General features: G+C 65.1%; 26 protein-coding genes and 4 pseudogenes. 7 read left to right on the forward strand and 23 right to left on the reverse strand.

Going from position 1 to position 25,822, the window contains the following annotated elements; translation table 11 throughout:
* Positions 1 to 64: 64 nt before the first annotated feature.
* The 4 genes from K9U37_RS12185 to K9U37_RS12200 all read right to left on the reverse strand — a co-directional run bounded on the left by K9U37_RS12185 (position 65) and on the right by K9U37_RS12200 (position 2,454).
* Positions 65 to 817, reverse strand: a complete 753-nt coding sequence (locus tag K9U37_RS12185) for an ETEC_3214 domain-containing protein (RefSeq protein WP_078292514.1) — start codon at positions 815 to 817, stop codon at positions 65 to 67.
* A complete protein-coding gene (locus K9U37_RS12190) occupies positions 814 to 1,356 on the reverse strand; it encodes a hypothetical protein (protein WP_078292513.1) in 543 nt (180 codons plus the stop codon). Before K9U37_RS12190 ends, K9U37_RS12185 begins: the two co-directional genes overlap by 4 nt.
* Positions 1,353 to 2,201 carry a TIGR02391 family protein gene (locus K9U37_RS12195; protein ID WP_243071913.1) on the reverse strand — a complete coding sequence of 283 codons (849 nt, stop codon included), beginning with the start codon at positions 2,199 to 2,201 and terminating at the stop codon, positions 1,353 to 1,355. Before K9U37_RS12195 ends, K9U37_RS12190 begins: the two co-directional genes overlap by 4 nt.
* Positions 2,202 to 2,286: 85 nt before the next feature.
* Positions 2,287 to 2,454 carry a hypothetical protein gene (locus tag K9U37_RS12200; protein WP_176138410.1) on the reverse strand — a complete coding sequence of 56 codons (168 nt, stop codon included), beginning with the start codon at positions 2,452 to 2,454 and terminating at the stop codon, positions 2,287 to 2,289.
* 329 nt (positions 2,455 to 2,783) lie between these two features.
* Between K9U37_RS12200 and K9U37_RS12205 the strand changes: the two genes are divergently transcribed.
* Both K9U37_RS12205 and K9U37_RS12210 read left to right on the forward strand, forming a co-directional pair.
* Positions 2,784 to 3,194 carry a DUF2510 domain-containing protein gene (locus tag K9U37_RS12205; protein ID WP_243071914.1) on the forward strand — a complete coding sequence of 137 codons (411 nt, stop codon included), beginning with the start codon at positions 2,784 to 2,786 and terminating at the stop codon, positions 3,192 to 3,194.
* A complete protein-coding gene (locus K9U37_RS12210; RefSeq protein ID WP_243073351.1) occupies positions 3,161 to 3,421 on the forward strand; it encodes an Ltp family lipoprotein in 261 nt (86 codons plus the stop codon). Before K9U37_RS12205 ends, K9U37_RS12210 begins: the two co-directional genes overlap by 34 nt.
* 177 nt (positions 3,422 to 3,598) lie before the next feature.
* Here K9U37_RS12210 and K9U37_RS20525 read toward each other — a convergent pair.
* The 4 genes and pseudogenes from K9U37_RS20525 to K9U37_RS12225 all read right to left on the reverse strand — a co-directional run.
* Positions 3,599 to 4,345: pseudogene (locus K9U37_RS20525) on the reverse strand (TOTE conflict system archaeo-eukaryotic primase domain-containing protein); the annotation flags it as partial.
* 16 nt (positions 4,346 to 4,361) lie between these two features.
* Complete coding sequence (locus tag K9U37_RS12215) at positions 4,362 to 4,874, reverse strand: GNAT family N-acetyltransferase (RefSeq protein WP_243071915.1); 513 nt, start codon at positions 4,872 to 4,874, stop codon at positions 4,362 to 4,364.
* 3 nt (positions 4,875 to 4,877) lie between these two features.
* Complete coding sequence (locus K9U37_RS12220; RefSeq protein ID WP_068132094.1) at positions 4,878 to 5,147, reverse strand: type II toxin-antitoxin system TacA family antitoxin; 270 nt, start codon at positions 5,145 to 5,147, stop codon at positions 4,878 to 4,880.
* A 516-nt stretch (positions 5,148 to 5,663) separates the two neighbouring features.
* Positions 5,664 to 5,984: a PIN domain-containing protein gene (locus K9U37_RS12225; RefSeq protein ID WP_243071916.1), complete on the reverse strand. Its 321-nt coding sequence runs from the start codon at positions 5,982 to 5,984 to the stop codon at positions 5,664 to 5,666.
* A gap of 324 nt (positions 5,985 to 6,308) precedes the next feature.
* Between K9U37_RS12225 and K9U37_RS20530 the strand changes: the two are divergent.
* Positions 6,309 to 6,384, forward strand: a pseudogene (locus K9U37_RS20530) (hypothetical protein); the annotation flags it as partial.
* A gap of 164 nt (positions 6,385 to 6,548) precedes the next feature.
* Here K9U37_RS20530 and K9U37_RS12230 read toward each other — a convergent pair.
* From K9U37_RS12230 to K9U37_RS12260, 7 genes are all read right to left on the reverse strand, one after another.
* Entirely contained in the window at positions 6,549 to 6,857 is a 309-nt protein-coding gene (locus tag K9U37_RS12230) for a type II toxin-antitoxin system RelB family anti-toxin (protein WP_078292487.1), read from the reverse strand.
* Positions 6,854 to 7,264 carry a type II toxin-antitoxin system RelE/ParE family toxin gene (locus K9U37_RS12235; protein WP_243071917.1) on the reverse strand — a complete coding sequence of 137 codons (411 nt, stop codon included), beginning with the start codon at positions 7,262 to 7,264 and terminating at the stop codon, positions 6,854 to 6,856. The genes K9U37_RS12230 and K9U37_RS12235 overlap by 4 nt, the downstream gene beginning before the upstream one ends.
* An 878-nt stretch (positions 7,265 to 8,142) precedes the next feature.
* Positions 8,143 to 8,553, reverse strand: a complete 411-nt coding sequence (locus K9U37_RS12240; protein WP_243073352.1) for a transposase — start codon at positions 8,551 to 8,553, stop codon at positions 8,143 to 8,145.
* The gene (locus tag K9U37_RS12245; RefSeq protein WP_243071918.1) at positions 8,550 to 11,066 is read right to left on the reverse strand and encodes a DEAD/DEAH box helicase; all 2,517 of its coding nucleotides are present in this window, start codon (positions 11,064 to 11,066) and stop codon (positions 8,550 to 8,552) included. Before K9U37_RS12245 ends, K9U37_RS12240 begins: the two co-directional genes overlap by 4 nt.
* Positions 10,994 to 11,422, reverse strand: a complete 429-nt coding sequence (locus K9U37_RS12250) for a hypothetical protein (RefSeq protein ID WP_243071919.1) — start codon at positions 11,420 to 11,422, stop codon at positions 10,994 to 10,996. The genes K9U37_RS12245 and K9U37_RS12250 overlap by 73 nt, the downstream gene beginning before the upstream one ends.
* A 744-nt stretch (positions 11,423 to 12,166) precedes the next feature.
* A complete protein-coding gene (locus K9U37_RS12255) occupies positions 12,167 to 13,357 on the reverse strand; it encodes a serine/threonine-protein kinase (protein ID WP_243071920.1) in 1,191 nt (396 codons plus the stop codon).
* 189 nt (positions 13,358 to 13,546) lie between these two features.
* On the reverse strand, positions 13,547 to 13,759 hold the full coding sequence (locus K9U37_RS12260; protein ID WP_243071921.1) for a hypothetical protein: 213 nt from the start codon (positions 13,757 to 13,759) through the stop codon (positions 13,547 to 13,549).
* 301 nt (positions 13,760 to 14,060) lie between these two features.
* On the opposite strand from K9U37_RS12260, the gene K9U37_RS12265 reads away from it, so the two are divergent.
* From K9U37_RS12265 to K9U37_RS12280, 4 genes and pseudogenes are all read left to right on the forward strand, one after another.
* The gene (locus K9U37_RS12265) at positions 14,061 to 14,390 is read left to right on the forward strand and encodes a WXG100 family type VII secretion target (RefSeq protein ID WP_243071922.1); all 330 of its coding nucleotides are present in this window, start codon (positions 14,061 to 14,063) and stop codon (positions 14,388 to 14,390) included.
* A 9-nt stretch (positions 14,391 to 14,399) separates the two neighbouring features.
* The gene (locus K9U37_RS12270; RefSeq protein ID WP_243071923.1) at positions 14,400 to 16,217 is read left to right on the forward strand and encodes an alpha/beta hydrolase; all 1,818 of its coding nucleotides are present in this window, start codon (positions 14,400 to 14,402) and stop codon (positions 16,215 to 16,217) included.
* A 98-nt stretch (positions 16,218 to 16,315) separates the two neighbouring features.
* Positions 16,316 to 16,792: an LppA family lipoprotein gene (locus K9U37_RS12275; protein ID WP_243071924.1), complete on the forward strand. Its 477-nt coding sequence runs from the start codon at positions 16,316 to 16,318 to the stop codon at positions 16,790 to 16,792.
* A gap of 329 nt (positions 16,793 to 17,121) precedes the next feature.
* Positions 17,122 to 17,264, forward strand: a pseudogene (locus K9U37_RS12280) (transposase); the annotation flags it as partial.
* Between the two features lie 42 nt (positions 17,265 to 17,306).
* Here K9U37_RS12280 and K9U37_RS12285 read toward each other — a convergent pair.
* The 8 genes and pseudogenes from K9U37_RS12285 to K9U37_RS12320 form a co-directional block, all read right to left on the reverse strand.
* Positions 17,307 to 18,398, reverse strand: coding sequence for a hypothetical protein (locus K9U37_RS12285; RefSeq protein ID WP_243071925.1), 1,092 nt, complete (start codon positions 18,396 to 18,398; stop codon positions 17,307 to 17,309).
* Between the two features lie 225 nt (positions 18,399 to 18,623).
* A pseudogene (locus K9U37_RS12290) lies at positions 18,624 to 18,740 on the reverse strand (DNA-binding protein); the annotation flags it as partial.
* A 20-nt stretch (positions 18,741 to 18,760) separates the two neighbouring features.
* Positions 18,761 to 20,887, reverse strand: coding sequence for a DNA gyrase subunit A (locus K9U37_RS12295; protein WP_243071926.1), 2,127 nt, complete (start codon positions 20,885 to 20,887; stop codon positions 18,761 to 18,763).
* A 15-nt stretch (positions 20,888 to 20,902) separates the two neighbouring features.
* Positions 20,903 to 22,936 carry a toprim domain-containing protein gene (locus tag K9U37_RS12300; protein WP_243071927.1) on the reverse strand — a complete coding sequence of 678 codons (2,034 nt, stop codon included), beginning with the start codon at positions 22,934 to 22,936 and terminating at the stop codon, positions 20,903 to 20,905.
* A 279-nt stretch (positions 22,937 to 23,215) separates the two neighbouring features.
* Positions 23,216 to 23,368: a hypothetical protein gene (locus K9U37_RS12305; RefSeq protein ID WP_243071928.1), complete on the reverse strand. Its 153-nt coding sequence runs from the start codon at positions 23,366 to 23,368 to the stop codon at positions 23,216 to 23,218.
* 96 nt (positions 23,369 to 23,464) lie between these two features.
* Entirely contained in the window at positions 23,465 to 24,583 is a 1,119-nt protein-coding gene (locus K9U37_RS12310) for a YeiH family protein (RefSeq protein WP_372489508.1), read from the reverse strand.
* A gap of 3 nt (positions 24,584 to 24,586) precedes the next feature.
* On the reverse strand, positions 24,587 to 24,727 hold the full coding sequence (locus tag K9U37_RS12315) for a hypothetical protein (protein ID WP_243073496.1): 141 nt from the start codon (positions 24,725 to 24,727) through the stop codon (positions 24,587 to 24,589).
* Between the two features lie 101 nt (positions 24,728 to 24,828).
* Positions 24,829 to 25,617, reverse strand: coding sequence for a CDP-diacylglycerol diphosphatase (locus tag K9U37_RS12320; RefSeq protein ID WP_243071929.1), 789 nt, complete (start codon positions 25,615 to 25,617; stop codon positions 24,829 to 24,831).
* Positions 25,618 to 25,822: the final 205 nt, after the last annotated feature.

Genomic DNA, 25,822 nt, shown 5'->3' on the forward strand with positions numbered 1-25,822 from the left:
CGTGTGTGGTTGCGCCGCAACCAATCTGGGCGGCCCGGCGGGTGCAACAATGCGCGCACTGTCCTCACTTCCGGCGTTCGCGTACCGCTAGCTTCACGTGGTCGTGGTGTGGGCCGTGCAGCCACCGCTCCCGCATGTCGTTGGGATTGCCCTCGGGGGACATGACGGTGAGCGTGTTGGCGGTGATCCCGGCGGTGTCCGGCGGCGTGCCGTAGCTGCCAAGGCCGTCGCCGGTGAAGGTGCCCGTTCCGTACGGTTCGCCGCCGCTGAAGGTGCCGCAGCCGACCGGGTTGAAGGCGAGCCAGTAGGGCTGCCCGCCACCGGCGGTGTTCCCGTAGTCGTAGTACCGGACGAAGGTGGCGTCTCGTGCGCCGATCTGCAACGACTCATGTTCCGACGGTGGTGCGTCCGCGAAAGTGCTCACGCCGAGGCGAATGGGCAGGTTTCCGAGGGTTGTCGGTCCGATGTCGTAGTACATGTCGGGGTCGGTGATGGTGATGGAGAACCAGCGCACTGCACCGGCGACCGGGTGCACGATGACCCACGCGCCGGGGAGGCGGTAGACGCGTTCCTCGCGGTCGTCGGGATGGGTGATGAACTGCGGCACCCCGAGCTTCGATTCGACGAACGTCATGGAGCTGGTGCAGCACAGTTGGTCGAGGATGTCGGACTGTGCGCGACGGCGACCTATCGTGCGGTTCCACCACCGGCGCACCACGAACGCGGCACCCCATGCTGCACCAATCAAACCGGCCGCAGAACCACCTATGCCGAGCCCTGTCGACACCGAATCCCACAGGCTGACTTGATCACTCACGGCGCACCGCCCGACTCGATGGCCAGATTCACCGACGCAATCGGCTTAGACACGTGAGTGCGACCGCCACTCAACACGGTGGCAACGATCTGCTGCGGTGTGCCTTCGATGCGGTCCGCGCCTGACTTCAGGTTGGTCGCCCCGTTCAGATACATGAAGAAGATCTCCTCGGCACCCGCAGGTATGTCGCATGGCACCTCCGGTGAGCCGATTTGTTCGCCGAGCACGTTGAAGGATGTGCCGCTGGGGTCGGCGCGGATAGCCCACCCGGCGACATGGAACGGTGCCCGCCCAGCGTTGACGACCTTGACACCGACGATCAGCGGGCCGGGTGACAGTTGTTTGGCGGTGCTCACCAATGACTTACGGATGTCGCGGGTGGCGTCGTTGGTGACCATGCCGCCCGGTGTGAGCATGCCGATCACGGGGGTGAGTTTCGGCCGCGCGCCCTGCATGAGGAACGTGTAGATCTGCCACGTCAGCGATGACGCGGCCAGACCGAATCCGAGCACGCCGAGGACGAACGCCGCGATGGTCACGGCGTTCCCGCCGACGGGTCGAGTGCTTCGATGAGGTCGCATTCGTCGACCCACCGCGCCAACAGGCTGAGAACCGATAGGCGTTCGACGGCCTCCTGTTGGGTCATCTCGCCCGGTCCGTGGGTGGCGGGATTGCGGATCGTCAGTTGCGCGCCCGGCGCGAACCGACGTAGTCCGTCGTTCATCGACACCACGGTTCGGTCGGTTTGGTCGCCCGGCCACCGAAGACGCGGTCTGCCCGGCTCGGGGTCCTTCTCGGAGAACGCCTGATTCCACCGCGTCGTGTCGTCGAGTTCCGGCCCACCGGTGCGCGCCTTCACCAACTGCACAACGCCATCCGCGGCGGCCGACACCGCCTGCCGGTAGTGGCCGTCACGCCACAGACGGGCGGCCTGACCCCACACTGCCGGGTGCATCTGCGCGACGTCGACCGTCGGCGGCAACTCGACTTCGGCGCGTGCGGCCATGTCTTCTAGCGATCCGATCATCTGGTCGCAGGCGTCGATAATGTTGGCCGGTTCGAGCAGAGGCTTGGGCTGGGTGACTGTGTTCCATGCGGCAACCGGGTCGACGGCACCGTTGAATCCTCGGACGCCGAACAGAACGCCGGTCAGTGACGGCGCACGGCGTGCACGTCCGGCCGCGGTCGATACGCGGGCGCGCCGGGTTTCCAGTTCGGCTTCGTCGACACCGTCGAGCGGCATGACGGCGGGCAGCATCCCGATGCCAGGCCCTCTATAGGTCGGTGTGTGCAGCTCGAGGAACGACATGAACGCGGCGCGGAACTCCGCGACATACCCGGCGAGGTCGCGGAGGTAGGTGGGGTTGCGGTCGGCATCCGCCATGACCACCGACGCTACTTGCGGCCGCGCCGATTGCGGTTCCGCGACATGCCGGTGCACCGTTCGCCGGAGGCGAACCACCGCGGGTTCATCGGCTGTCGCGCAGCGCGACGACTTCGGCCTCAAGCTGCTTGATCGCCCGATAGATGGCGGTGGTCAACCCGATGTCGACGTACTTTCGGGCCGCTTCCCACACTTCGGCCGTTATGGGTAGATCGTCGGGCCGGTCCTCATGGAACGGGTGCTGTGTGCTCATCGCACGATGGTCTCGCAAGGTACCGACATGCAGGCCGCCTGCGAATCGCTGTCGTACCCCTACGCGTACCCCAACCACGCCAATTTCGGGCCGATCCGCGGGTGTCCGTCCGTGTAACCAAATTGCGCTGAGCTGCGAAGACCGGTCACGGGTGGGTACCCGCTAACACCGTTCGGCTACCTGGGGGTCAAGTGGTCGCAGGTTCAAATCCTGTCAGCCCGACCGAGAGAAGTATCTTCTGACCTGGGGTAAATGTTAACCAGTTCCTCAACCATGTGGTTATGCTGTCCCTCGCCTGTGGTTGAGCAGCAAAGCAAGAGGGGGACTTGATGACACAGCCAACAGCGGGTTGGTATCCCGATCCATCTGATCCGAGCCGCCAACGGTATTTCGACGGCAAAGCGTGGACTGAGAACTACGCCCCATTTGGCCCACCGACACAAGCCGTTGGCCAAGCCGCGAAGCCGGGCATGTCCAGAGGAGCGAAGATCGCCCTCGGAGTAGGAGCGGCGATATTGGCGTTGATCGTCCTCGGTTCCATCGGCAACAGCGACAAGAAGACCTCGTCCTCGTCGTCCTCGTCGTCCAACTCCGGCACCACGTCCAGGACTTTGGCTGTCGCCCCGACGACAACAGAACCCCCGCCCCCGCTAAGCCCCGCTTCACCCCCGCCCAGGACAACGCAATCGCGAAAGCCGAGAGCTACCTGGGATACACCGCGTTCTCCAAGCAAGGGTTGATCAAGCAACTGGAGTTCGACGATTTCAGTACGGCAGACGGCACCTTCGCGGTCGAGCACATCGAGGCCAATGGGGGTGTGGACTGGAATGAGCAGGCAGTCAAGAAGGCCAAGAGCTACCTGGATTACACCTCGTTCTCCCTTTCGGCCTTGGTCAACCAACTGGAGTTTGACGGTTTCACCCCGGATCAGGCTCAGTACGGTGCCAACACGGCATACGGAGGCTGAACGAAGGCAATCAGGGCCGTGCCCTCTTTGGTCGCTCGCCATTGCTCGTCGGTGATGGCGACCGAGCGTTCTGCCTGGGTCAGCTGGTCCTCTAACCGCAGGTACTCCGACCACGCATCGCCGAGGCAGGCGAGCGAGGCCCACAGTTCGGCACTGTCCGATCCGGGTCCGACGGCGCTTACCGTTCATCGGTGCGGCGATCAGATTGCCCACCCCACGCCCGGTGTGCACGTCCTGGGATGGGAACAAGCGGTCATAGCTACTCAGATGCATGCTGCCACGCAGCCGAAATGCCTCACTCAGCAGACTTGTAGCGACGTTGCGGGCGACCGAAGCCGAGATCGCATGAGCGAAGAAGATCCGCACGTGAGCTCCTCGCCCCGATTGTGATACCTCCAATGCAGCCGGAATCCTAGACGAGCGAGCCGCTTTCATGTACGCGAGCGCGTCGAGCATCGCGGCTTCCTTGTCGAAATCGGCCGCGACCCACCAGCAAGTGTCGTCATCGCCGAGTGGGTACAGGCCGATGTGCGCCTCGCCCCGCAGATGGGCATCAACGACCTCTAGGGTCAGCGGCAGGTAGGGGGCGTCTGCCCGATTCATCCCCTTGCGCCAGTAGCCTTTGATCGCCGGCGTCCAACCCGATCGGCCATCTCGCCGGTTCTCCCATCGCACCGCGTAAACATCGGTGCGACAACGGAACAGGTCGAAGAAGAACCGGGCCTTATCAGCAGAGCTGGATCCCATCGTGACCGGTGAGGCCGGCGCTCCTGTCAGTGTCGCCTGGTCACTGGCAGCTGCACGTGCCTGTTCTTCACTCAGCCGAAGAAGGTGACGCAAACGCGCGTTGTCGGCACGCAGCGTGTCCAACTCGCCAGGGACACCCTCGACCCCGGTAACGGTCAACTCCTTTGTGCAGCACATTCGTCCTCGGAAGGCTTTACTCCCGCCAGCGCTCGCCGAGCGCTTTCGCAGCGGTGGGCACTTTCATGACCAGACGACGCTCCCGGTTGCGGACGGGAACGAAGTGGTAGTGCTCGTAGAAGGATTGTGCCTCGTCGTCCTTGGCATCGACGACGATGAGCCGGCCGCCGCCGATTTCTGATGCGGCGACGGCTTTTCCGAGTGCGTCGAGGAGCAGCTGCTCGCCATAACCCTGGCCCCGCAGCGACGTGTCGATCGCCAGGCGGGCAATCAAGTATCCGGGTATGCGAGAATAGCCGCCGGCCAAGGATCCCGAGACGCCGTCGTCGTTGCGCACTACTTCGGTGGGGCAGATGGCGAAATAGGCGTTGACTTTCTGTTCGCCGAGCGGGGTCCACACGTAGACGTGGGCGACCCCGTTGCTGTCCGCGCGACGGGCATGGGCGATGAGCCAGGTATTCAGCGACTCCTTACCGCAGTCGAATCCTTCCAGCGTGTGTGCTTCAGTGAGTCGCGCGGACTCGAACATTGTTCAACGCCTTGTGAAGACCGCTGGTTTGCGTGCGGCTGCCGCCAGCCGTGGTGCGTCGTCAGCAGCATCGAGCGAGGACATCAGTTTGTCGAACTGTTCGGGCTCCATGGCCGTTACCAGCTCCTGACGCAGGACGTCTTCGGCCCGTTGCATTGCAGCTTTCCGGACGAACTCCGACGTCTGCTCATGGACAAGGTTGGCGGCGTGCTGGATACGGTCCAAGGTCGCTTGCTCCGCGCGAAGCTCGATGCGCTTCGTTTTGACTGCCACAGCGACACCTCCTTGTTCCTTTAGTCATCTCTGCCTGCAGCTGTCGATAACTCCATCGTACGGCGAATGTACGTACATGGCTAATGATGATCGCGACCACCGCTGGGGACCACTCTGGGACCACACGTTATGCGCGATGCTGAACGACCTGCGCGTGCGTGAACGCTACACATCACGCAACAACGACGTAAGACGCCGACGACCTGGGGGAACACGTTACCGCTACTTCCTGGGGGTCAAGTGGTCGCAGGTTCAAATCCTGTCAGCCCGACAACGCGAAGTAGGGTTTGAGCTGCGGTAATGGAGCTATGCCGCCTCGACGGTTGCTGGAGGTGACAACCACCCTGGGGACCACACGGATGCCAGCGGTGCGCTCGATGGACTCGTGCGGGGGAGATTCGGCCAGTTGGACCTCACGTCATGCGCGCCTGTGCACGTTATATGGCTTGGCGAGGGCGCTGTCCTTGCGCCGAAATTGACCGCTGGTCAAGTGGGGTGGCGCGCAGTTCTATTGGATCATCTTGCGCGGGTCGCCGCAACAACGTGTTCGTCGTCGATGTCGGGCAGGCCAAACGTGCCTTCCAGGCTTTCCCAGCTCACAACGATGGCGTCATCGAATGCCGTCCTCATTCGATCGATTAGGCGTTGCGCCCGCTGCGATGCGAGAGCCGGGTCGTGACCGTGATCGATGAGCTTTCGCGCTTCGTGGTAACACAATTCATCGAGAATCGCCGTTGACCACAACGGCCGATACACCCTCTCGACCGGCAACGAGAGCAGGAAGTCGCGCTGCAGACCGGGCCACAGCACCGAGGTATCCAACAACGCGGCGAACATTCGCAGGTGTTGTCAGCGCGTGGCCCAAGACCTCGCTCAGGACACCGAACGCGTCCATGCCACGCCCCCATTTTCTTCGACGTCAAGAGCACCAAACGAAGCTGACCTTACTTTGCGGGGCCGACAGTGAAGGCGATTATCGCGCTGGAGAGTGGCCAGTTGCGACGGGCATCGATTCTTGGCCAGTCATGCGATGGTGCGATCGAACAGCCGTACCTCGATGCACCCGCCGACCGCGCGCGGGCTCGAACGAAGGGGGCGTCGGCGTGACCAGCCCTATTCGGAACCACCGACGAACTTGCGTTCACTGCGAGATCGACTGACCCAGGCTGGGAAGGGTTCACCGCGACCTTCACCGTCCCCGAGGAGATCGACATTCCGGGCATGCCCATTAAGCCGCACACGATGCACAAAAGCTCAGGCGCAAAGAGCAACAGCTCAGCCTTGCCAACTACTTTGAGCAGCAGGGAAACCTGGATGCCGCTCGGTCAATGCGACCCGGATGGCCGACCGAGTCGCGCTGACGAGCGTGTGGAGCCCAAGGCCGTGGGCCGTCGGCGGATGCTAGAGGCTCAGTAAGACGCGAGAGCCGTCTGGACGCTTCACCGCGACCTCCAGCTCGCCGCCGGTGGCCTCGACGTACTTGCGGAGGGTATCGACGCGGCTGGTGCCCAGGTTGCCGTGCTCCATCTGGGAAACGCGGTTCTGTCCAACGCCGATGGCTGCGGCGAGGGAGGTCTGGGTGTAACCAGCGTCTTCACGCAGCTCGCGGAGGCGGTACTGCGCAACCTCGCGATCCATCTCGTCCTTGATTGTGTCGATGCGGGCACGGTTGCCCGGCCGGCGACGTCGAAGGTCATCAAGCGTGGTCATCGTTTCTTCCCCTTTCTTGTCTTCGGCTTGGCGGCTTTGGCCGCGTCAGCCTCCTTCAATAGCTTCTCTTGGTGCTCGGTGAACAGGCGATCGGCGATGGGGATGTTCGTCGCATACCACTTGGTCCAATTTCCTGCCTTGTCCCCGGCGACCAGCATGATCGCCCGAGACTGGATGTCGAAGGCGAAGAGCACTCGTATGTGGGCTCCGCCTTTCGTGGCGCGTGGTCGAAGCTCCTTCATGTTCGGGTGCTCCGATCCGTCGAGGGTGTCCACGAATGGTCGGCGCGTGACGGGTCCGTGTTCCTCCAATTGCTCCAGAGCCGCAATCACGTTGTCGTATTCCTCGTCATCGAGGGTGTCGATCCATGCTTCGATGAGGGTCAGATCGACCTCCCATTTCCGCACAACGGGATACTATCAGCTTCAACTGATATCAGCTAGAGATGATTCCCAGGGGCCGTCGGGGGAGGCTGCGCTGGGACCACTTAGGGACCACACGTCATGCGCGATGCCGAACGACCCGGGCGTCCATGAACGTCACCCGTCGCGTCCCAGTAGCGAAGACCGCACGTGACCTGCGGAAACGCTCTACCGCTGCTTGGATATCACGCTCGGTGAGAGCCGCTGTTCCGCTGTGGGGTGGGCCACTGTTCCTTTGGCCGGTGGGCCATCGCGCCGGTGAGAGGTGAGCTGTGGCGCCGCTGTGCTGGTGGGTGCAGGCAGGCATGCGCGGGGCACGTCGCTGCTGCCTGGGTGGGGTCTGGTGGTGCCGGCGGGACGGACCGGCTCGATGCTCCGCCCGCCGGCGGCGGTCAGTCGAGTTGGCTGAAGTACTTGCGCATCGATTCGTCGCAGCTCAGCACGGTGGCATGGGCGTTGGTGGTGATGCGATCGATGATCGCGTCGGCGAGAATCCGAGCAGGTGCTGGACGGAAAGGTCGCCCTCGGATTGTCCAGTGGGGGAACCGCCGCCCTGCTAGCGCGCTGCGCGCTGGAGGAGTGGCTCGACGAGCAGAGCGCTTCGTGGTCGACGTCAAGATATTCCTTCCCCACGACGAAGTCGAAACTGATTGCGCTGGAAGCACTTGACGACAACCATCTCGGCGAGCGGGCCCGGCGAATCTGGAGCGCACTGAGCCGGACCGTCCATCATCACGCTACGAGCTCCAGCCCTCCGTGGCGGAAGTGCGGCACCTGGTTAAGCAGGTGCGGGAGCTGGACGGCGTGCTGGTCGGTGGCTGAGCAGTCGAAAATTGGCTCTATTGCCATGAATGTGGATGACCTCATGTGTGGTATGGGAGTTCGAGGGTGACCGGCCCGCAAACGAGCATGATCATGGTGAGTGCGTGCTCGGCGTTGTGGTAGCCGTAGGCCCTGTGGATGATCAGCCGGACCTTGTTGTTGAGCCCTTCGTGGCGGCTGTTGGCCAGGCCGCGCTCCACTGCGGCTTGGGTGCCATCGAGGTGTTTCTTGATGGTTCGGCCGACCTTGACGAACTGCGGGATCGGGCACCGTTGCGCCCATGAGCACCATTTCCCGAGCATGTCGGTGACGGTGTCGGCGTCGAGGTCTCCGGCGAACACCGCCCGCAGTGATTCCTTGAGCTCGTAGGCGCGGACCAGTGCGCCGCCCTCGCGTTTGAGCTGGGCGAGGGTGGCTTTCTGGGTGTTGGTGAGGGATTCCGGGTTCTTCAGCCCTCGCTGAACTCTTCTTCCCGCTTCTGGCGTTTGGACGGCTCGACCTGAGCGGTGTGTTCGCGGGCCTCCAAGCCGACGAGCGCCTTGGCCGTCTCGGCGTAGAGCGCGCGGAAGTACGGGTTGACCCGGCCCTCGGTCTGATTGCTGCGGATGGGGTCGGGCGCGCGATGTTCGCCGGTGTCGGGATGCCAGGCGATGAGGTCGGCACGCAGCTGGTAACCCGTGGGCCGCTTGGGAACCGCAATACGCGCCAAGATGCCGACGCCGGCCATCACGTCCATCAGATGCTCGATGATCACCTGGGCATCGGCCGTCTTGAGCGCATGCTGGAAGCCGGGGAAGCGGTTGGGGCGTCGCAGCCAGCGCCCGTACGCACCCAACCCCGACAGGTAGAGATCGGCGCCGATCCCGGTCGTCCCCTTCGGTCGGCCACCGGGGTAGGCCAGGCCGCTGTACGTGCCGGCGTCATCGGAGATGGCCCACGGGTCTTTCAGCCACTCCCGGCTAGCGCGCCGGACGGCATCGAACTTCTCGTCGGTGAGGAACTCGGTGTCGATGCAGAGGTTGCGGCGAAGTTCGTCGAGAAGGACATGCATCACGTCCCGTCGCGTCTCGGCACTGGCGCTCGCCAGTGGTTCTCCGCAGCTTGCCCATTTGTCGTCGTTGCCGGCGAGTTCGTCCACACCCTCATACGCCAGGCGCAGCTGTCCGGTCTGTTCCAGGTTGGGCATGGTGATACGCCAACCCCGCTTGAGGTCGGCCCACAAGCGATAGGCGACGACATCACGCAGCGCGCGGGCGATCTTCTTCCGCGGGATGTGCTCGTCGGCGGTCTCCTCGTCGCGGGCGAAGAACTTCAGGCTCTTGCCGCCGAGCGCTTTGACCACTTCGGGTCCAAGGTTCTCGTCGGTGAGCGGTTTTCCGGGGTTCTGTTCCTGGTGAACGCTGGCAGCACGGTACAGGGCTGACCGGATCAGCCCGACCAGCACGAAGTCGTTGAAATGACCGGCCTGCAGGCTCGCGTCCTGGCGGTTGTCGCTGAACGCCAGGAACTTTCGGGCGTCGTCGTCGAGGTCGGACTCGCCTCGCAGCGCTCTGACGATCGACTGCGAGAGCACCGTCACCGCACTCGCGCGACCTTCGGTGCCCAGGCTGGCAACCCGGGAGAACTGCGACTGGCGGCTGCTCTCGTAACTCGTCTTGCACGATGGGCAGAATTCGAGCCGCTCGAAGAACGCCACCGGCATACCGTCGTCGGTGATGGTTCCAGACTGGTCGACACGTAATGAGTTGGGCAGCTTCGTGATTCGAGCCTTGTCGAGAACCTGACCGCCCCCGCCGGACACCACCCAGTCCTCAGGGACCAGGTCGAGCAACGCGGGATCCTGCGGGTCGGGCCAAGGCTCGTCTGTCACGAGTAACAGACCGTCGGCGTCGGGATGTTCGACAAGATCGGAGTTCGGGATGCGGGGGCTGACGCTCTCACCGCCGCGCTCCAGGTTAACGACGAGGAACTCCTGGCCGCACTCGCGGCAGAACGCCAACGGGAACAGCGGCTGTCCCGGGGGCCTGTTGGGTGCACTGCGCTGATATTGGGTGGTGAGGAAACGTTTCGCCGGGGGTTCCAGGGTGGTGTAGACGGTGTCGCCCTTCCCGATGAACTGGTGGAGCTTGAAGGCGAACAGTGCACGGCCTTGCGGATCGCGGGCCCGCGAGCCGGCAAGCAATAGCTCCTGCAGCTTCTCCCGGCAGACCGCCTCGTCCACACCGGTCTCGTCATGCAACTTCGTGGCGGCATCGCTGAGCTTGGAGGGCGGGCGTCGAGCCAGCTTGCCCTCGTCGTCGGTGTGCAGGCCGAAATGCTGCTCGGTCCAGACGGCCAGCGGGTCGGCCTTGAGCTCGTCCCACTCTGCCGGCGTCGGCGCTGCCAGCCGTGCCGCCAGCGTGGCCGGGTCTGCCTCGCCCGTGGTGGCCCGTCGTAGGGTTTCGCCGACGATGTTGGCTGCGGGGATCGCGACGCCGAAGATCCTCGTCGCCAGTTCGGCGACCTGTTCGCGCTGCTCGGCCTTGGTGCCGGGACCGGCGAGCGTCGCACTGGTACCGACGCACTGGACGTCATTCGAGGTGACGGCGCCGCGCAGCCGGCGGACCAGCATCGCCACATCGGCGCCCTGTCGGCCACGGTAGGTGTGCAGCTCGTCGAGAACCAGAAATGACAGGTTCGCTGCGCTGCTGATGAGGTTCGTGCGCTCCTTCGGACGGGTGAGCATCAGTTCCAACATGACGTAGTTGGTCAGCAGGATGTCCGGGGGAGAGGCGAGGGTCTTCTCGCGCTCATCCCTGTTCTCCTGGCCCGTGTACCGCGCGAAGCTGACCTTCGGGTTCGTCTTCCCGAGGAACTTCTCCAGCTCGTTGCGTTGGCTGTTGGCCAACGCATTCATCGGATAGACGATGATGGCCCGCACGCCCTTGCCCGAGCCCTCGCGCAGCACCCGGTCGACGATCGGCACGATGTACGCCATCGACTTGCCCGAGCCGGTGCGGTGGTGAGTACGTAGGACTCGCGGCGGTTGGCGATTTCGAAGGCGTCGGTCTGATGGCGGTGGAAGGCGATCTCTTTGCCGGTCGGGTCTCGGAAGATCTGGGTCGCCTCGGGAGCCAGGACGTCGCGTTCGACGAGTTCGCCGACGGTGCCGCCGGACTCGAACGCCGGATTCAGCCCGAGCCACGGCTCCGGCCACAGCAGGCCGTCGGCGATCTCCTTCTCGACCTTGCTGCGAATCTGGTCGTCCTTGATTTCCAGGAAGCCCTTGACGAAGTTCTCGTAGTCGCCCAAGACCTCGTTCAGGACACCGAACGCGTCCATGCGGCGCCCCCTTCCTCGATGTCAAGCACCAAACGAAGCTGACCTTACTTTGCGGGGCCGACAGTGAGGGGGATTGTCACGCTGGAGAGTGGCCAGTTGCGACGGGCATCGATTCTTGGCCAGTCATGCGATGGTGCGATCGAACAGCCGTACCTCGATGCACCCGCCGACCGCGCGCGGGCTCGAACGAAGGGGGCGTCGGCGTGACCAGCCCTATTCGGAACCACCGACGAACTTGCGTTCACTGCGAGATCGACTGACCCAGGCTGCCGTCGGGGGAGGCTGCGCTGGGACCACTTAGGGACCACACGTCATGCGCGATGCCGAACGACCTGGGCGTCCATGAACGTCCGCATCACGCCGCCAGCGCAGGAACCACCCGCGACCTGGGAAGACTGTCGTTTGCCATGACCGTGGACGGTACAACGACCTCAGCCACCTCTCAAGCCTCGCGCCCTGGCTGCCCCGCTCCATTGATTGGATCATGGAGCGCTTCGACGGCGTGCCGGCGCCCGACAACCGTTCATCGATTCCGCCAGGCAACCCGCTGGACCCCATTCCCGCGCCGTAGTAGCTCATGCCGTGTTTAGCAGGAGCCAGGGTTGCTGTGTCCGGTAAGTCCTTTCCTCATGCAGCGGCACCTTGGGACGACGAGGCGCATCCTTCCGCTCCTCGAGCCCGTCCCGTATGCGTCCAACAGCTCGAGAACGAATCTCAGCAGGTCTAGCGCAAAGGGCATTGCGGTTAACGGTGTTTGCCCCCTCCGCCCTTCTTGTGCCCGCCACCGGGGCCGGGGCCGGGTTCTACCTGCGGACTCTGCACCGTGGGAGACGCCGGGGACGGCGGCGGTGGCGAGCTGGTCGGGGTGGGCACGGGCGTGCTTGTGCTGATCGGATGCGGTGCTTGCTGGGACGACGACGGGTCCAGGGCGAGGCCGAGCACTGCCAGGATGAGCGCTGCGAAAACGGCGGCAGCGGCCACGACCTTGCGCCTGCCACTATCCAGTCGGCGTCGCGGGGGCGGCGGTACGAACTGCGTTGCCGACGGTGCGAACGGCCCGGTGAGCACCTTGGTCGATGGCCGCGCTGCGGCGGCAACGGGAGTCACACCAGCGAACAGTGCCATCTGATCACGTGCGAAGGCGGCGCGCATCTGGTCTGCGCTGCCAAAGCGTTGGCCGGGATCCCGTTTCATTGCACGATCCACCACCCCGGCGAGTGCGGGATCGAGATCAGGACGGACCATGGCAAGCGGCGGCGGCGGGACATTCAAGACAGCGTGGGCCAAGGCGGCCGGATTGTCGTGCGGAAAGGCCCTGTGCCCGGCGAGCGCCTCATATCCCACGACGCCAACGGCGTAGAGATCATCTGCCACCGAGGCCGGTGCCCCGGCAATTCGCTCAGGGCTCATGTAGGCCATCGTGCCGACGATCTGGCCTGTCATCGTGAGCGCAGCTCCGGCGGTCTTGGCGATGCCGAAGTCGGCCACCTTCACCGTATTCCCGGTAGCCGAGACGAGGATGTTGCCGGGCTTGATGTCCCGGTGCAGGATCCCGGCATTGTGTGCGACCGCGAGGGCAGACAAAACGTCGTTGAGCACCGCCCGTACATGCGTCGGTGCCAGCGGACCTTGAGCGATGCGGTCCGCAAGGGTGACACCGGGCAAACGTTCCATCACGATAAAGGGAGTGCCCTGGTGATCGCCGAAGTCGTGGACCAACACGATGTTGGGGTGATTGAGGGTGGCCGCCGCACGGGCCTCATCCTCGAATCTCCGCCGAATGTCGGGGTGGATGCTCTGGGCCGGAAGCAGCAGCTTCACCGCCACCGGCCGCTGTAGCCGTGTGTCCCAGCCGTCGCGGACTTCGGCCATCCCGCCGCAGCCCAAAACGCCTCTCACCTCGTAGCGGTCGGCTAGCAGCGCGCCGCCCTCCATATGTGTACCGTAGCCGGTTTCGGCGTGGCACAAACGTGCTGGTGGATCACTGATGATCCACGGCTTCGTGAGTGTTAGACCGATCGGCGGCGCGACCGAAGCAAAGTCGATGTGCGATCGTGTTCCGTCGCGTTGACGATTCGACCGCCCTCTGCCGCTTCGCGGCGGTGCGGCCATCTCCGAGCGCCGCTATGGCCCGATTTCCAGCGAACAGAACAGCCCCGCGCCGTGACGGATGGGCCGAACGTAGTAGGCGGGGAGTTCGCGGTTCTCAAGCTTCATCGATGCCGCGGCGGAACGTTCCGCGATGGTCCTAATTGCGTCTTCGCTCAATGGTGCCCGGTTTTTGCGGGAGGTCGCCTGTTCCGAGGTGTCGAGGTTTCGCGTGTTGGGCCGTTCCATGGCTGTGTCTCCCATTCTGTGACGGACCGATGATGACGATGAACGGATCAATATCGCGTTGTCAGGGGATCGTCGGTGTCCCAGATTTCGGCCGGTGTGTCGTGTCGGCGGGCTTAATGCCGCTTGTTGAGGGTCGATGGGCACGGTGTGATTGGGCCATCACATTCCCGGTTCTACCAGCGACGCCGGTTCCGGCGTGCATGACGTGCGTTTAAGCGGCGCCTCTGGGTGACTGGCGCACGTACTCTGTTCGCTGCTATGCATGGTTGCGGAAGAGCGATCAGTCAAGGGGGGTGTCATCGTGGCTTTGCGGGCCAATCCGCAGGACCTTCTCGCGGCCGGTGTGGTTGTGACTGGGCACGGCGAGGACGTGGCGGCAAAGCACGCCGCCGCTGACAATCGGGTAGAGGCAGCTCAAAGCGGGTGGCAGGGTCAGTCGGCGGTGGCGATGGTGGCCAAGTCGCAGGCGTGGGCCGCGACGACGACTGCGCTGCTCACCAGGCTCAGCGATCACGCGCAAGGCCTGCACACCACCGCTCAGTGCTTCCACGAGATGGAAACTGCCAACGCCCGCGCGCTGGGTGCCGTCGGGCAGGCAGCCGATGCGGTCGCCGGGCAGACGGCGCGCTGATTTGTCGCCGTGACGTTGACGGTTGCCGACATCGAACGGTGGGACGCCGGGGATGTCCGGGAGGTGTTTCACGCCGCGACCAGCCGCGCGCAGGCCGCCCGAGACGCCGCGAACGGGTTGGCGACGTTGCCCGGGTTCACCGACTGGGGTGGCGAGACCGCCGAGGCGGCGAAAGAGGCGCTCGGCAAGACCCGCACAGACCTCGACGCACACGGCAACGAAGCCCAAGCGGTGGCCAATGCCGCCCGCAGCGCCGCGGACAACATCGAGCGCATCCGGTCGGAGCTGGCGACAGTGAAAGCTGACGCCGAATTGCTGGGGATGGAGATCGATCCGGTCTCCGGGAGGGTCGTTGCCGGGCCAGGATTCAAGGGCGACGCGATGGAACTGCTGCTCAAACAAGAACAGCTGCAGCCGCGGGTCGACAAGATCGTCGGCGAAGCCAACCTGGTGGATATGGCGCTGGCCAACGCCATTCACATGGCCGACGGTTCGGTGCCGATCCCGAACACCCCGATCGACAAGACGGCACTGGACAAGCCGCTGCCCGAGGATCCCAAACAGTTCGAGGACATGTGGAACAAGTTGTCCAAAGAGCAGAAGGATTACCTGTACAGCCGCGATCACAATATCGGCAACCACAACGGCATGCCGGTCGGTGATGATCAGATCCCGGGCAAGGACCACTACAACCGCCTCAACCTAGCCGACCAGCTCGCTCGGGCTCAGCCAGCACAGCGCCAGGTCGACGCACTCAAGGCGGCACACCCCGACTGGGCCAACGGCCAGAACCTGCCCAACCCCCGACAAGCCGGAAACGACGGGCGCAACCGAGATGCCTACCAGGTCTGGAAAACTCAGCTGGACGACGCGACGAACCGAGCGAAGTACCTGCCTGATCTGAAAGCCGTGTACGGCGCGCTCGAAGGGAACCCGGACCGCAAACTGATGCTGCTCGACACGGACACTGGCCGCCAAGCCCGCGCTGCGATCGCCGTCGGCGACCCCGACACCGCCGATCACGTCTCGGTGACCGCCCCAGGTCTGAACACCACGGTGCACGGCGCCATCGGCGGAATGACCGACGAGGCGATGAACGTGCGGCAAGAGGCCGGCAAGCAGCTCGACCTCTTAGGACGAGGCAACGAATCGGTCGCGGCGATCGCGTGGATCGGATACGACCCGCCACAGATTCCCGGCCCTGACGACATCGGCGGATCGGTCACGGGTGGTTGGGAAGTCAGCCACGACGCGGTCGCCAAGGCTGGCGCCCATGACCTGGCCGGGTTCTACGACGGCATCAACGCCACCCACCAGGGCCCGATGGACCTCACTGCGATCGGCCACTCCTACGGATCGCTGACTACCGGACTGGCGTTGCAGGAACCGGGAAATCACGGCGTCGACAACGCACTGTTCTACGGGTCACCCGGCATCGAAGCCAGCACCCCGGCGCAGCTCGGACTCCAATCGGGGCACGTCTTCGCCATGGAGACCCCGGATGATCCGATCCGATGGACCTACGACGGCAAACCGCTCATCCACGCGACCGAACTTTTGCCGCCACCTTTGGGGCCGCTTGCGAGGACGGTGGTCACCGAGATGGACCTCAGCGGCGCAGGTCAATTCGGCCCGAACCCGGCGACCAACCCGAACTTCACCCACCTCGAGACCGGTGCGGCCACCGTCCCTGATGGACGTACTTTTGGCGCCGCGAGCGGACACAGCGACTACCCCCGTTGGGATAGCACCCACAACCAGCTCTACACCAGCGGATACAACATCGCCGCCGTCATCGCCGGCACCACCCCCGTCGTACAGAAGTGAGCACATCGACTATGACACTGCGATCCACCATCGCTTCGCGACGGCTCAGCGCCGTGGCGTGCTTAGCGTCAATCGCACTACTAGCGGCAGGATGTCACATGGGCAATCCCTATCAACCCACCGATCCCACCGATGCGAGCAAGGCTGCGGCATCGTTGACATCCCTGCCCTCGCTCGAGGACACACATGAGCACGTAAAGGCGGTCATCGAGCAAGTCGGACAACAAATCTCAGCCTTGGCCCCAGCTGTTACCTGGTCGTGGCGCCGCGAGGAAAGCCGGGGTGGGTGCAACCCGCCCTATGAGCAGTCAGATGGCCACCAAATCCTGATAGCCAACTACGTCTCCGATGTTCCTATCCCTGAACAGAATTGGCCACAGGCCTACGACATCGCCCGCCGCGCTGCTGCTGGCTTGGGTGACGTCGCCGTGACTGTGTTCAAAGACGCCCCCAACGACCACGATGTCCAATTCTCCACCGAAACCGGCACCACCCTGCGTCTGGGATCGCAGAAAGCTGCCCTCCTATCCGGGGGTACCGGCTGCCGACTTTCCACCTCCAAACCCGGTCCGTAATGGAGGGCGGGTGCAAAGATCGTGCAGCAGAGGCAGCGACGTTGGCGGTCGTGCGCGTAAAGGACCTTCTATCTCCTTGGGTGTGTGGCTCGCGTCGCTTAGTCCTCGCCATCACGCCGGGACCGCTTTGCGGCTGTGAGACAGTGAGGTTTTCTCACTTGGGGCGTGTGAGGTCGGTGTGACTGGAGTTTCCAGCGTGTCGTGAGAGCAGGACGTGGGGTCCCTGCTCAAGGATCGGTTTCGACCAAGGGCGCTTCCGGCTTTTGCGTGGGTCCGGTTTTTGGTTTGACGGGCATCAGAAGATTGTCCGGTCCGGCACCGCTAGCCGTGATCGACAAGTCCCCAGAGGCCTTGCCGTGCACCTGATTCTGGATAATTGCGCCACCCACAAACACCCAGACGAACAACGTCGGCGGGCCGACACAAACGGTTTCACCTGCATTTCACCCCGACCTCGTCGTCGTGGCTCAACACCTCTCGAACGCTGGTCCCTGATGCCCTTGCTTCTCCCCAGTCACGGGAGGTAGTCGACGGCGAAGCTGACGTCGACCGAGTAGTGCAAGGCGCCTGACGTTGCGGGAATGTTCATCTTGAAGCTGCTACTGGATACTTTCTCCGCGGGCCCGTCGGGAAGGTCGATTCGTTTTCCGCGGTCGATCGCGCTTCCCGCCGTGTCGTCGCCCCACGGTCCGTCGTCCTCGCGCGCCCATGAGTGAACCCAGATTTTGGTCCGCCCTGCCGGCACTGTCTGTGCCTCGGCCTCTATGTAGGCGTAACCTAGGGTGTAAGGGCGACCGGTTTCGCCCCAGTCGTCGAGGTCAGGCTCGGGGAGGTTGAAGGATTGCAGTGAGTTGGTCGGGGCGCTGTCGCTTCCCGCTGAAACATCGAACCAGAATTCCGCTTCACCTGTTGTCGCCCAGTCGCCGTCGTTGAAGACGACCATTTTGGGAAATTGAATGGTCAATTTTCGCTTGAGCGAGTCCTGCTCGACCTCGAGCACTTCCCAGTTGCCGCCTGCATCGACGACCATCGCAGTGAGGAAGTAGTGGTGGCCCGGTACCAGAGGCTTGAGCTCGAACATATGACTCACTGCGGGTCCGAGCGGCGCGGGGATGGCAGCGTCGGGATCAGCCAGATGTGGGATGCCGATTTTGCTCAGGACGGCCCGGGACCGGCTGGCGCCGGCGAGGAAGAGTGTTGTCGGCTTGCTCGTCTTGATCCCATGGCTCAGCCAGGTGCCCCCGCCGGAGCCACTGTGATCGGTGATCAGCTTCTTTGCCGTCGGCTTCTTCAACACCGCAATGACAACGACTTTGGGGCCGAGGGGATCGGTCGACACGGGTGAATGCAGCGGAAAGAACAAGCCCGCAGTGTAGATCTGGCCGGGGCTCAAAGTGATTGAGTATGTTCCCGAGTAGTCGGCCTCGTCACCGAGACCGGTCAAGGTATGGACGTTGACCTTCGCCCAGCCGGTCCCCGGCTGCATCTCCCACAGCTCCTCCTCGGGTTCCTTTTTGTACGTGACCGTCGTGGTGCCCGTGGCCTCGGGCGGAGAGATGGTGTTGTCGACGACGATCGGGTTCGTATTGGCGGTAATCGTGCTCATGAGTAGTGCTCCTGCCGTAATTAGCGTGCCGGAAAGCTGATCTAACACTCTCGTCTCATCTTGCTTCACGATCGCGAAGGCGCTGTCGGCTCTGGCTCGAACGCTACGCTCAGTCGCACCGGCAACGGCATATATCGGAAACCAGTTAGATCGAAGTCCGGATTGCTGGTCACGGAGGTGAGGCGGGTGAGGTCAAGGGTGGAGCAGTTCGGGGGCGATTCGGCGCGCAGCTTGCTGGGTGGTCAACTTCATCGTCTGCGGCGCGATGGTGACGGCCTTGCCGGCATGCAACGCCGCGACAACCTTGATCAATGCTTGGTGCACTGAACGCGGTAACTCGACAATGATGCGCCGGCGTCGGGTTACCCCGCCGGAGCCACGTCCCCGGCTGCGCCCTTGACTGTCGCCTTGGACCTGACCTCGGCCCGCACCGTCTTCCCGTTCCGGGCAAATCCGGCGGGGGAGACGGTCACCGACAGCAGGATGTCCTCGCCGGCGATAAAGGGGTGGAATCCGACCCCGCCTCCGCCGCGGCCCTTCACCGGAATGTCGGTGCAGGCGGTCACTTTCCAGCCTTTCTCCGACACCGACAGGATCGCCTCGGTTTCGGCGCCGGTGATCGGCAGCGCGGCGATCACCTGGTCACCGTCCTCGGCCAGGCGAACCCCGGCGACCCCGTTGCCGGCCGCGCCCTGCGGGTTGATCACTGCGGGGTCGATGCGCAGCACCTTGCCGCGGCGGGTGACCAGCGCCAGGTGCGCCCCCGCACGCAGAACTCCTGAGCCGAGAAGTCCGGTGATGTCAGGCGCGACCGGAACGTCACGGATGCGGGTCGGAAGACCGGCGCCGGTGGTGAACTTGACCCGGCCGTCGGTCCAGACGGCCCAACCCAGCCCACCGGAAAGCAGTTCGCCGTGGCTCTCGGAGAGGATGCCCTGGTGGTCCAGGCGCCACGCCGGGTTGGGCTTGCGCTCCCGTGAGCCATCCTCGCCGGAAGATCCGCCGATCGGAGTGGCGTCGAAGTCCAAAGCGGTGCGCCGGTCGAACTCCGCTCCGTCGAACAGGTTGGCGGTCTGCGCCAGTTCGGCGTCGATGAGCACCTTGCGGGCCTCGGGGGAGGCGAGCAGTTCGGTGAGCTGAGCGTGCTCGGCGTCGAGCTTGTCGGCTTCGGCGCGCAGCTCGAGGACGTCCAGGCGGGTCAGCCGGCGCAGCTGCAGCGCCAGCACGTAGTCGGCCTGTACGTCGTCGATGCCGAAGCGGGCGCACAGTCCGGCGCGGGCCTCGTCGACGGTGTCCGAACCACGGATGACCGCGACGGCGGCGTCGATGTCGATGTGCACCAGCAGCAGACCCGACACCAGATGCCTGCGGGCAGTGACCCTTTCCAGCCGATGCTCGCTGCGGCGCACCACCACGGAGTCGCGCAGCGTCAGGAACGAGGCGATCAACTCCCGCACCGACCACCACCGCGGGATGCGGTCGGCGTCGAGGGCCACCAGGCTGGCGGCGAACGTGGACTCCAGCGGGGTGAGTGCGAGCAGCGTGGTGACCAGCTGCTGGGGGTAGTGCCCGCGTTTGGCGCTGACCACGATCCGCAGCCCGTTGCGCCGGTCGGTGAGGTCGGACATGTCGGCCGCGGCGGGAAGGTCGCCGCCGGTGATCAGGGAGCGGATGCGTTCCTGCACAGTCGAACTCGCCACCCCGGGCGGCAGTTCGGTGATGACGACGTTGCGTCCCTCCACCGATAGCTTCCCGCGCACGGTGAACGAACCCTTTCCGGTGGTGACGTAGTCGCGCAGACCCTCGGAGCCCACCACCGATCCGCCGCAGCCCCAGTCGGGTCCGGGGAGCAGCTCCACGAGGGCGTCGTCGGACAGCTCCGGGTCGGCCAGCAGCGCACGGCAGGCAGTCATCACCTCGCGCGGGTTGTGTGCGGGAACCTTGGTGGCCCAGCCCTCGGCGATGCCGATGGCTCCGTTGACGAGCAGAACCGGGAAGCGGGCCGGCAGTACGAGCGGCTCGACCCACTCGCCGTCGAAGGTCTCCGTCATCGGCACCGCGTGGTCGGCCAGCTCCGCGGTCAGCGCCGCTCCGGCCGGCGACAGCCGCATCTCGGTGTAGCGGTCGGCCGCGGGGATGTCGCCCTGGATGCGGGGGAACGCCCCCTGGCCGTCGATGATCTTCACCCGCTGGAAGTCGGCGGCCAGCAGCGCCGCGGCGCCGTACATGGCGACCCCACCGTGAGGGTGGAGGTTGCCCGTCACCGCCGAGCAGACCTTCGAGGACTTCTGAGGCTTGTTGCCGGGCAACAGATTCGACGAATACATCTGGTAGAGCAGACGCCGCTGTCCAGGCTTGAGACCGTCGTAGGCCGACGGAATCGCCCTGTCGCTGACGGAATACAGCGCGAAGATCAGCTGGTAGTGGTTCCAGTAGTCCTCGGCGGAGACGTCGTGGACCAGGTCGGGGTTCTGTTCGATGACGGTCATCGGTCTGGTTTGTCCTTAGTTGAGGTCGAGGGCGGCGGTGTCGACACGCGCAGCGGCAGCGGCCATCCAGTCACGACGTCCCTCCGGAGGGCCGCCGAACAGGGTGTGGTGCAACTGGAGGGCTTTGTCGTCGGTGCCGATGCGGTAGACGGTGCGCTGGGCCGGGTCGAGCACGGTGTTCCAGAAGTCATCGGCGTTCATCTCGCCGAGACCTTTGTTGCGCTGCACCTCGACCTTGCGCCTGGAGGTGGCACGCAGCCGGGCCACCGCCTCGTCCCGCTCGGCCTCGTCCTGGCAGTAGATCCGGGTCTCCGGGTCATAGACGACGAACAGCGGCGGCAGCGTCACGTAGACCATGCCGGCCGCGACCAGGGGCCGGTAGAAGTCGAGGAACATCGAGATCAGGCTGGAGTTGATGTTGGCTCCGTCGGGGTCGGCGTCGGAGGCGAACAGGATCCGGTCGTACCGGCACTTCTCCGGATCGCAGTGGTCGCGTACCCCGCAACCGAGGATGCGTTCGATGGCGTCGAATTCCTCTTTGGCGCGGGCCTTGGCGGCGGTCCAGCCGAAGGTGTTGGGCGGCTTGCCTTTCAGCGGGAACGCCGCCTGGAAGGTGGCGTCGCGGGCGGCGCGTACCGTCCCCAGGGCTGAGTCGCCCTCGCAGATGAACAGCTCCGCGCCACTGCCGCGACCGCTCTCGCGACTGGGCAGCAGCTTGGGCGGCAGGGACAGGTTGGTCCCCAGACCTTTGGCTTTCGACGCCGCCCGGGAGCGTTCCTTGGCGCCCTCGGCGCTGCGGCGGGCCCGCGCCGCCTCCAGGGCCAGCTTCGACCAGGTGGTGATCGCCGCGGAGTTGGCGGGGTTGGCCGCCCACACGGCGACCGCGCGGGCCACTTCTGGGGCCATCGCCAGGTTCAGTGACCGCGACGACACCGAGGTCTTGGCCTGGGAGTCCCACGACACGTCCGGTGCGCGGGTGTCGACGGCCAGCGCGGTGACCGCCGCGAAGTCCTGCGCTTCCGGCCCGTCCTCGCCCTTGGCCAGGCCGAGATCGCGCATGCGGCTGGCCTTGTCGGCCAGCGCCTCGGTCAGGCCGCGCACCGCCGCGGACAGATGCGAGCCGCCGTTGGCGGTGCGGACGGTGTTGCAGAACGCAGCCACGGTGGCCGGCTCGGCGGGCCCGGCTGCCACCGACCAGCGCATCGGGGTGGGTCCCCGGCCGGTGGTGTAGGAACCGGATCCCTCGACCAGCAGGTTCAACTCGGGCGGGGAGGTGCCCGCCGCGGCGCACATCAGCTCCAGCAGCGCGACGGTTCCCCAGTGGCCGTCGAAGGGCCGGACCAACATCTCCGGAACCTCGCTCAGCGGCCAGCCCTCGTCGATCACCTGCAGATGCACACCCGGGCACATCCGCGCGGCGGCGTGGGCACGCAGCAACACCTCGCCGATGTCGATGGAGCAGTCGGGGGCCACCTGCGGGTCGAACAGGATCCGCACCGAGGTGCCGTGGGCGTCGGGACGCCGGTTGGCCACCCCGCGCAGCTTCTGGGTGTCGTCGCGGGTGAATTCAGCGTCAGGGTCGAAGTCGGTCCCGTCGAAAGTGCCCGGGTAGCCGCGGCCGAAGCTCTGCGTGTAGGTCTTGCCGCCGCGCAGCACCGTGACGTCGGTGCGGGCGGAGATGAACACCGCTGCGGCCGCGCCGATGCCGTTCAACCCGGCCCCGGTGGCGGCGGCGTCGGTGTGCACCGAGAACTTGCCGCCGGCCCTCGCGGTGCCCAGCGTCTTGACGATGCCGTTCTTGCCGGTGACGGGATCGGAGTCGACCGGCAGGCCGCGTCCGTCGTCGGTCACCGTCACCGAGGAGTCGGTGTGCAGCACGATCGTCACCGTCGACCCGCCGTGGCTGGGGTCGGCGACCTCCTCCACGGCGTTGTCGACCAGCTCGCGCAATGCGGTGAGCAGCACGTCCTGGCCCAGGTTGACCGCCGGGCGCAGCCGTGTGTGCTGGACGTCGTCGAGCTCGGTGATGTCGGCGGCGGTGTAGCTCACGGATGGTCGTCCTTTCCCGCCGGAGCGGTGCGGTGGTGTGGTGACATGCGTGTGCCTGTCGGGCGTAGAACTCGACAAAACACCCTGATGGCGGCAGGTCTCGCTTCTGCTTCCGCGACACGCCGAAACGGGGTGGGCCGGCTCAGCGCCCAGGGAAGCAACGGGCGAGGGCGTGACAACTGCGACAGTGTATCGAACGTCCGTTCGATACACTGTCGCAGGCGTCAGCGTCGATGTCGACCGTCGGTGATCAAGCGAACGACCGCGCGTTCCTGGGGGTCAAGTGGTCGCAGGTTCAAATCCTGTCAACCCGAGAAGAACCGCCTGGTAACAGGCGGTTCTTCTCGGGTTGAAGACCCCGATCTGATCGAGGAGCTTGAAGTCCTCGACCCGCAGCCCGGTCACCTTCTCGAACCGGGGGCCGTCTGTCACAGCTTCAGCTGCGCCTCTACCTCGATCAGCTCAACGGGATGGCCGGTCAGTCCGGCATCGGGCAGCTGCCACACTACTGAGCTGAGTCCGGGTGCCCTAGCTGGCGCCCACGCCCCAGTGCAGCACCCGTGAGGTCACCAGGACCAGCCCCAGTGATACCGCGGCCACCACGACCAAACCGATCACCGCGACGACCAGCGGCCGCCACCCGGTGCGCGCCAGCTCGCGGAAGTTGGTGTTGAGCCCGACGCCGGCGAAGGTCAGCAGAAATGCCCACTTCGACACATTGCCCAGGTTGGCAACCTGCCCCTTGGTCAGCCAGCCGGCCGTGACGATCGCCGACACCGCCAGAAAGCCCAGCACGAACTTGGGGAACTTCTCCCACACAAATCGGGCCTTCGCCGCGAACCCGGGTGCGACTTCGTCGGCCTCGCCGCGGGACGCCCAGTACAGCGCGAAGCCCAGCACGACGAACCCGATCAGTGAGTTGCGTACGGACTTCACCAACACGGCGAGCTTGCCGGCCTCCTCGGAATACAGGTAACCCGTTGCGGTGGTCTCGGCGGTGTTGTCGACCGCCAGGCCGGCCCACAGCCCGAACTCGTGGTCGCTGAGCCCCAGCGCGTGGCCCAGCACGGGCAGCGTGAACAGGGCGACGGCCCCCAGCGCCAGGATCGCCGCGATCGCATAGCTGACGTCGGAGTTGCGGGCCCGGATCGCGCCCTTGGACGCGATGATGGCCGACACTCCGCAGATGGAGGTGCCGATGGCCAACAGCGAGCCCAACTTCCCGGACAGCCCGAACAACCGGGCGGCCGTCAGGATTATTGTGCCCGCGATCGCCATGTCCACCAGGATCTGTACCAGAGAGATCCCGCCCAGCTTGGCGATGTCACCCAGGACGAACCGGGCGCCGAGGACGACGATGCCGATCTTCAACCAGAACTCATAGGTTTGCACGCCGGGCCGGAAGATTCGGTGTACGCCGACGGTGTTGGTGATCAGTAGGCCGATCAGGATGGCCCACAACACGTACTCGATGTCGGGAACCGTCCAATGTTGGTGTTTGGCAAGCGAATTCCACCAGATCTGGGCGTACTTGCCGAGCAGTCCGATCCCGATCAGCAGCAGCACGCCTGGGACGTAGTCCAGCAGGTTGCGGCTGGTGAAGATCGGCTGCTCTTCGGATGTCTGCGCGAGGTCACTGGTGGCCACGGGTCACCACGGAATCTTGGGAAGGACGTTGGCGACGGCAAGGACGACGAAGACGCCCGCCACGATGGTTGCCCACCAGTCCACGCCGATGTTGAAACGGTCCCGGCTGGCGTCGCCCTCGTCGGACTGCCTGGATTCGGCCACGGTTGCCTCCCCGCTAGCGCTGCATGTATGTCGCCGATGTTGGCAATGTGGCGGCGGACTGACCAGCAATGCGCTCGCGGTGATTTTCTCGGAAGCGGCAACTACTTGGCGGTGGTCGGTGTCGCCGGCAGCGGCGGCGGACAGGCGTCGTGGTCCTGCAGCTCCTCGCCGCCGGCGTCGGTCTCGCCGTCGGCGCGGTCGGCCAGGATGATGAAACCCGGCCTGCCCGCGGGGTCGGTGGCGCCAACGACCACCAGCGTGTGCAGTCCCATGTCGGCGCGTGCGCTGGCGAGGCCATCGGCGAGCAGGGTGAACGGGTTGGCGTTCAGATCGGTGCCGCCGACGGTCATCGCCCAGTAGGTGTGGCCGACCAGCGGGACCGGAAGGGGTGTCCACGCCGGGCCGATGGTGGCGGCCGCGGCGTGCAGCGCATCGTGGATGTCGGCGCGCAGGCAGTCGACGTGGATGTGCAGCTGGTTCTGGGTACGCGCCACCGCCGAGTTGACCGCCAGGCTCATCCAGTCCCGCGCGATCGTTCCGCCGGCCCGCTGCTCGACGAACGATCGGGCCCGCCAGGCAGCGGCGAAGTAGTTCGTCGCACCGGGTTCCAGCAGCTCGGCGCTCTCCATTCCGTCGATGCGCGCGGTCGGGATCAGCAGATACTGTCGGTACCCCACCAGGTCCTTTAACACCGCGTAGCCGCCGGCTTCGCCGCGGCTGAGATCGACCCGGGAACACGGTGCCGGGTCGTGCTGCTGCTGCTCATCGGCGACGCACTGGTCGTGGACGATCGTCCACAAGGCGTTCGGGTCGGCCTGCGCTGTGGCCGATCCGAGCAGACACATGGCCAGCGCTGCCGCCAGCAGCACGCTGCTGAGTGTGGGTCGCACGGCCACACCCTACGGCCGCGACGAGAACCGCCCGAGCTGAACCTAGTGAATACCGAGGCCGTGCGGGACCTGAACCTCGAACCGGGAAGCGTCGCGGTGGCCATTCGTCGCCCGGCCGCGGACCACGACGGCGCAGCTGGTTCGAATACTCCCTCCTGCCCGGGCTCACCAACCTGACAGCGCCCCACCGACGGTCCGTTGGTGA

This window comes from Candidatus Mycolicibacterium alkanivorans, from assembly GCF_022760805.1.
GTDB lineage: Bacteria > Actinomycetota > Actinomycetes > Mycobacteriales > Mycobacteriaceae > Mycobacterium > Mycobacterium alkanivorans.

Excerpts from the sequence above, each read along its gene's own strand:
- K9U37_RS12195 (WP_243071913.1), bottom strand. The coding sequence starts at position 2,201 with ATGGCGGATGCCGACCGCAACCCCACCTACCTCCGCGACCTCGCCGGG.
- K9U37_RS12200 (WP_176138410.1), bottom strand. The coding sequence starts at position 2,454 with ATGAGCACACAGCACCCGTTCCATGAGGACCGGCCCGACGATCTACCC.
- K9U37_RS12205 (WP_243071914.1), top strand. The coding sequence starts at position 2,784 with ATGACACAGCCAACAGCGGGTTGGTATCCCGATCCATCTGATCCGAGC.
- K9U37_RS12215 (WP_243071915.1), bottom strand. The coding sequence starts at position 4,874 with ATGTTCGAGTCCGCGCGACTCACTGAAGCACACACGCTGGAAGGATTC.
- K9U37_RS12225 (WP_243071916.1), bottom strand. The coding sequence starts at position 5,984 with ATGTTCGCCGCGTTGTTGGATACCTCGGTGCTGTGGCCCGGTCTGCAG.
- K9U37_RS12230 (WP_078292487.1), bottom strand. The coding sequence starts at position 6,857 with ATGACCACGCTTGATGACCTTCGACGTCGCCGGCCGGGCAACCGTGCC.
- K9U37_RS12250 (WP_243071919.1), bottom strand. The coding sequence starts at position 11,422 with ATGGACGCGTTCGGTGTCCTGAACGAGGTCTTGGGCGACTACGAGAAC.
- K9U37_RS12255 (WP_243071920.1), bottom strand. The coding sequence starts at position 13,357 with ATGGAGGGCGGCGCGCTGCTAGCCGACCGCTACGAGGTGAGAGGCGTT.
- K9U37_RS12260 (WP_243071921.1), bottom strand. The coding sequence starts at position 13,759 with ATGGAACGGCCCAACACGCGAAACCTCGACACCTCGGAACAGGCGACC.
- K9U37_RS12275 (WP_243071924.1), top strand. The coding sequence starts at position 16,316 with ATGGGCAATCCCTATCAACCCACCGATCCCACCGATGCGAGCAAGGCT.
- K9U37_RS12285 (WP_243071925.1), bottom strand. The coding sequence starts at position 18,398 with ATGAGCACGATTACCGCCAATACGAACCCGATCGTCGTCGACAACACC.
- K9U37_RS12295 (WP_243071926.1), bottom strand. The coding sequence starts at position 20,887 with ATGACCGTCATCGAACAGAACCCCGACCTGGTCCACGACGTCTCCGCC.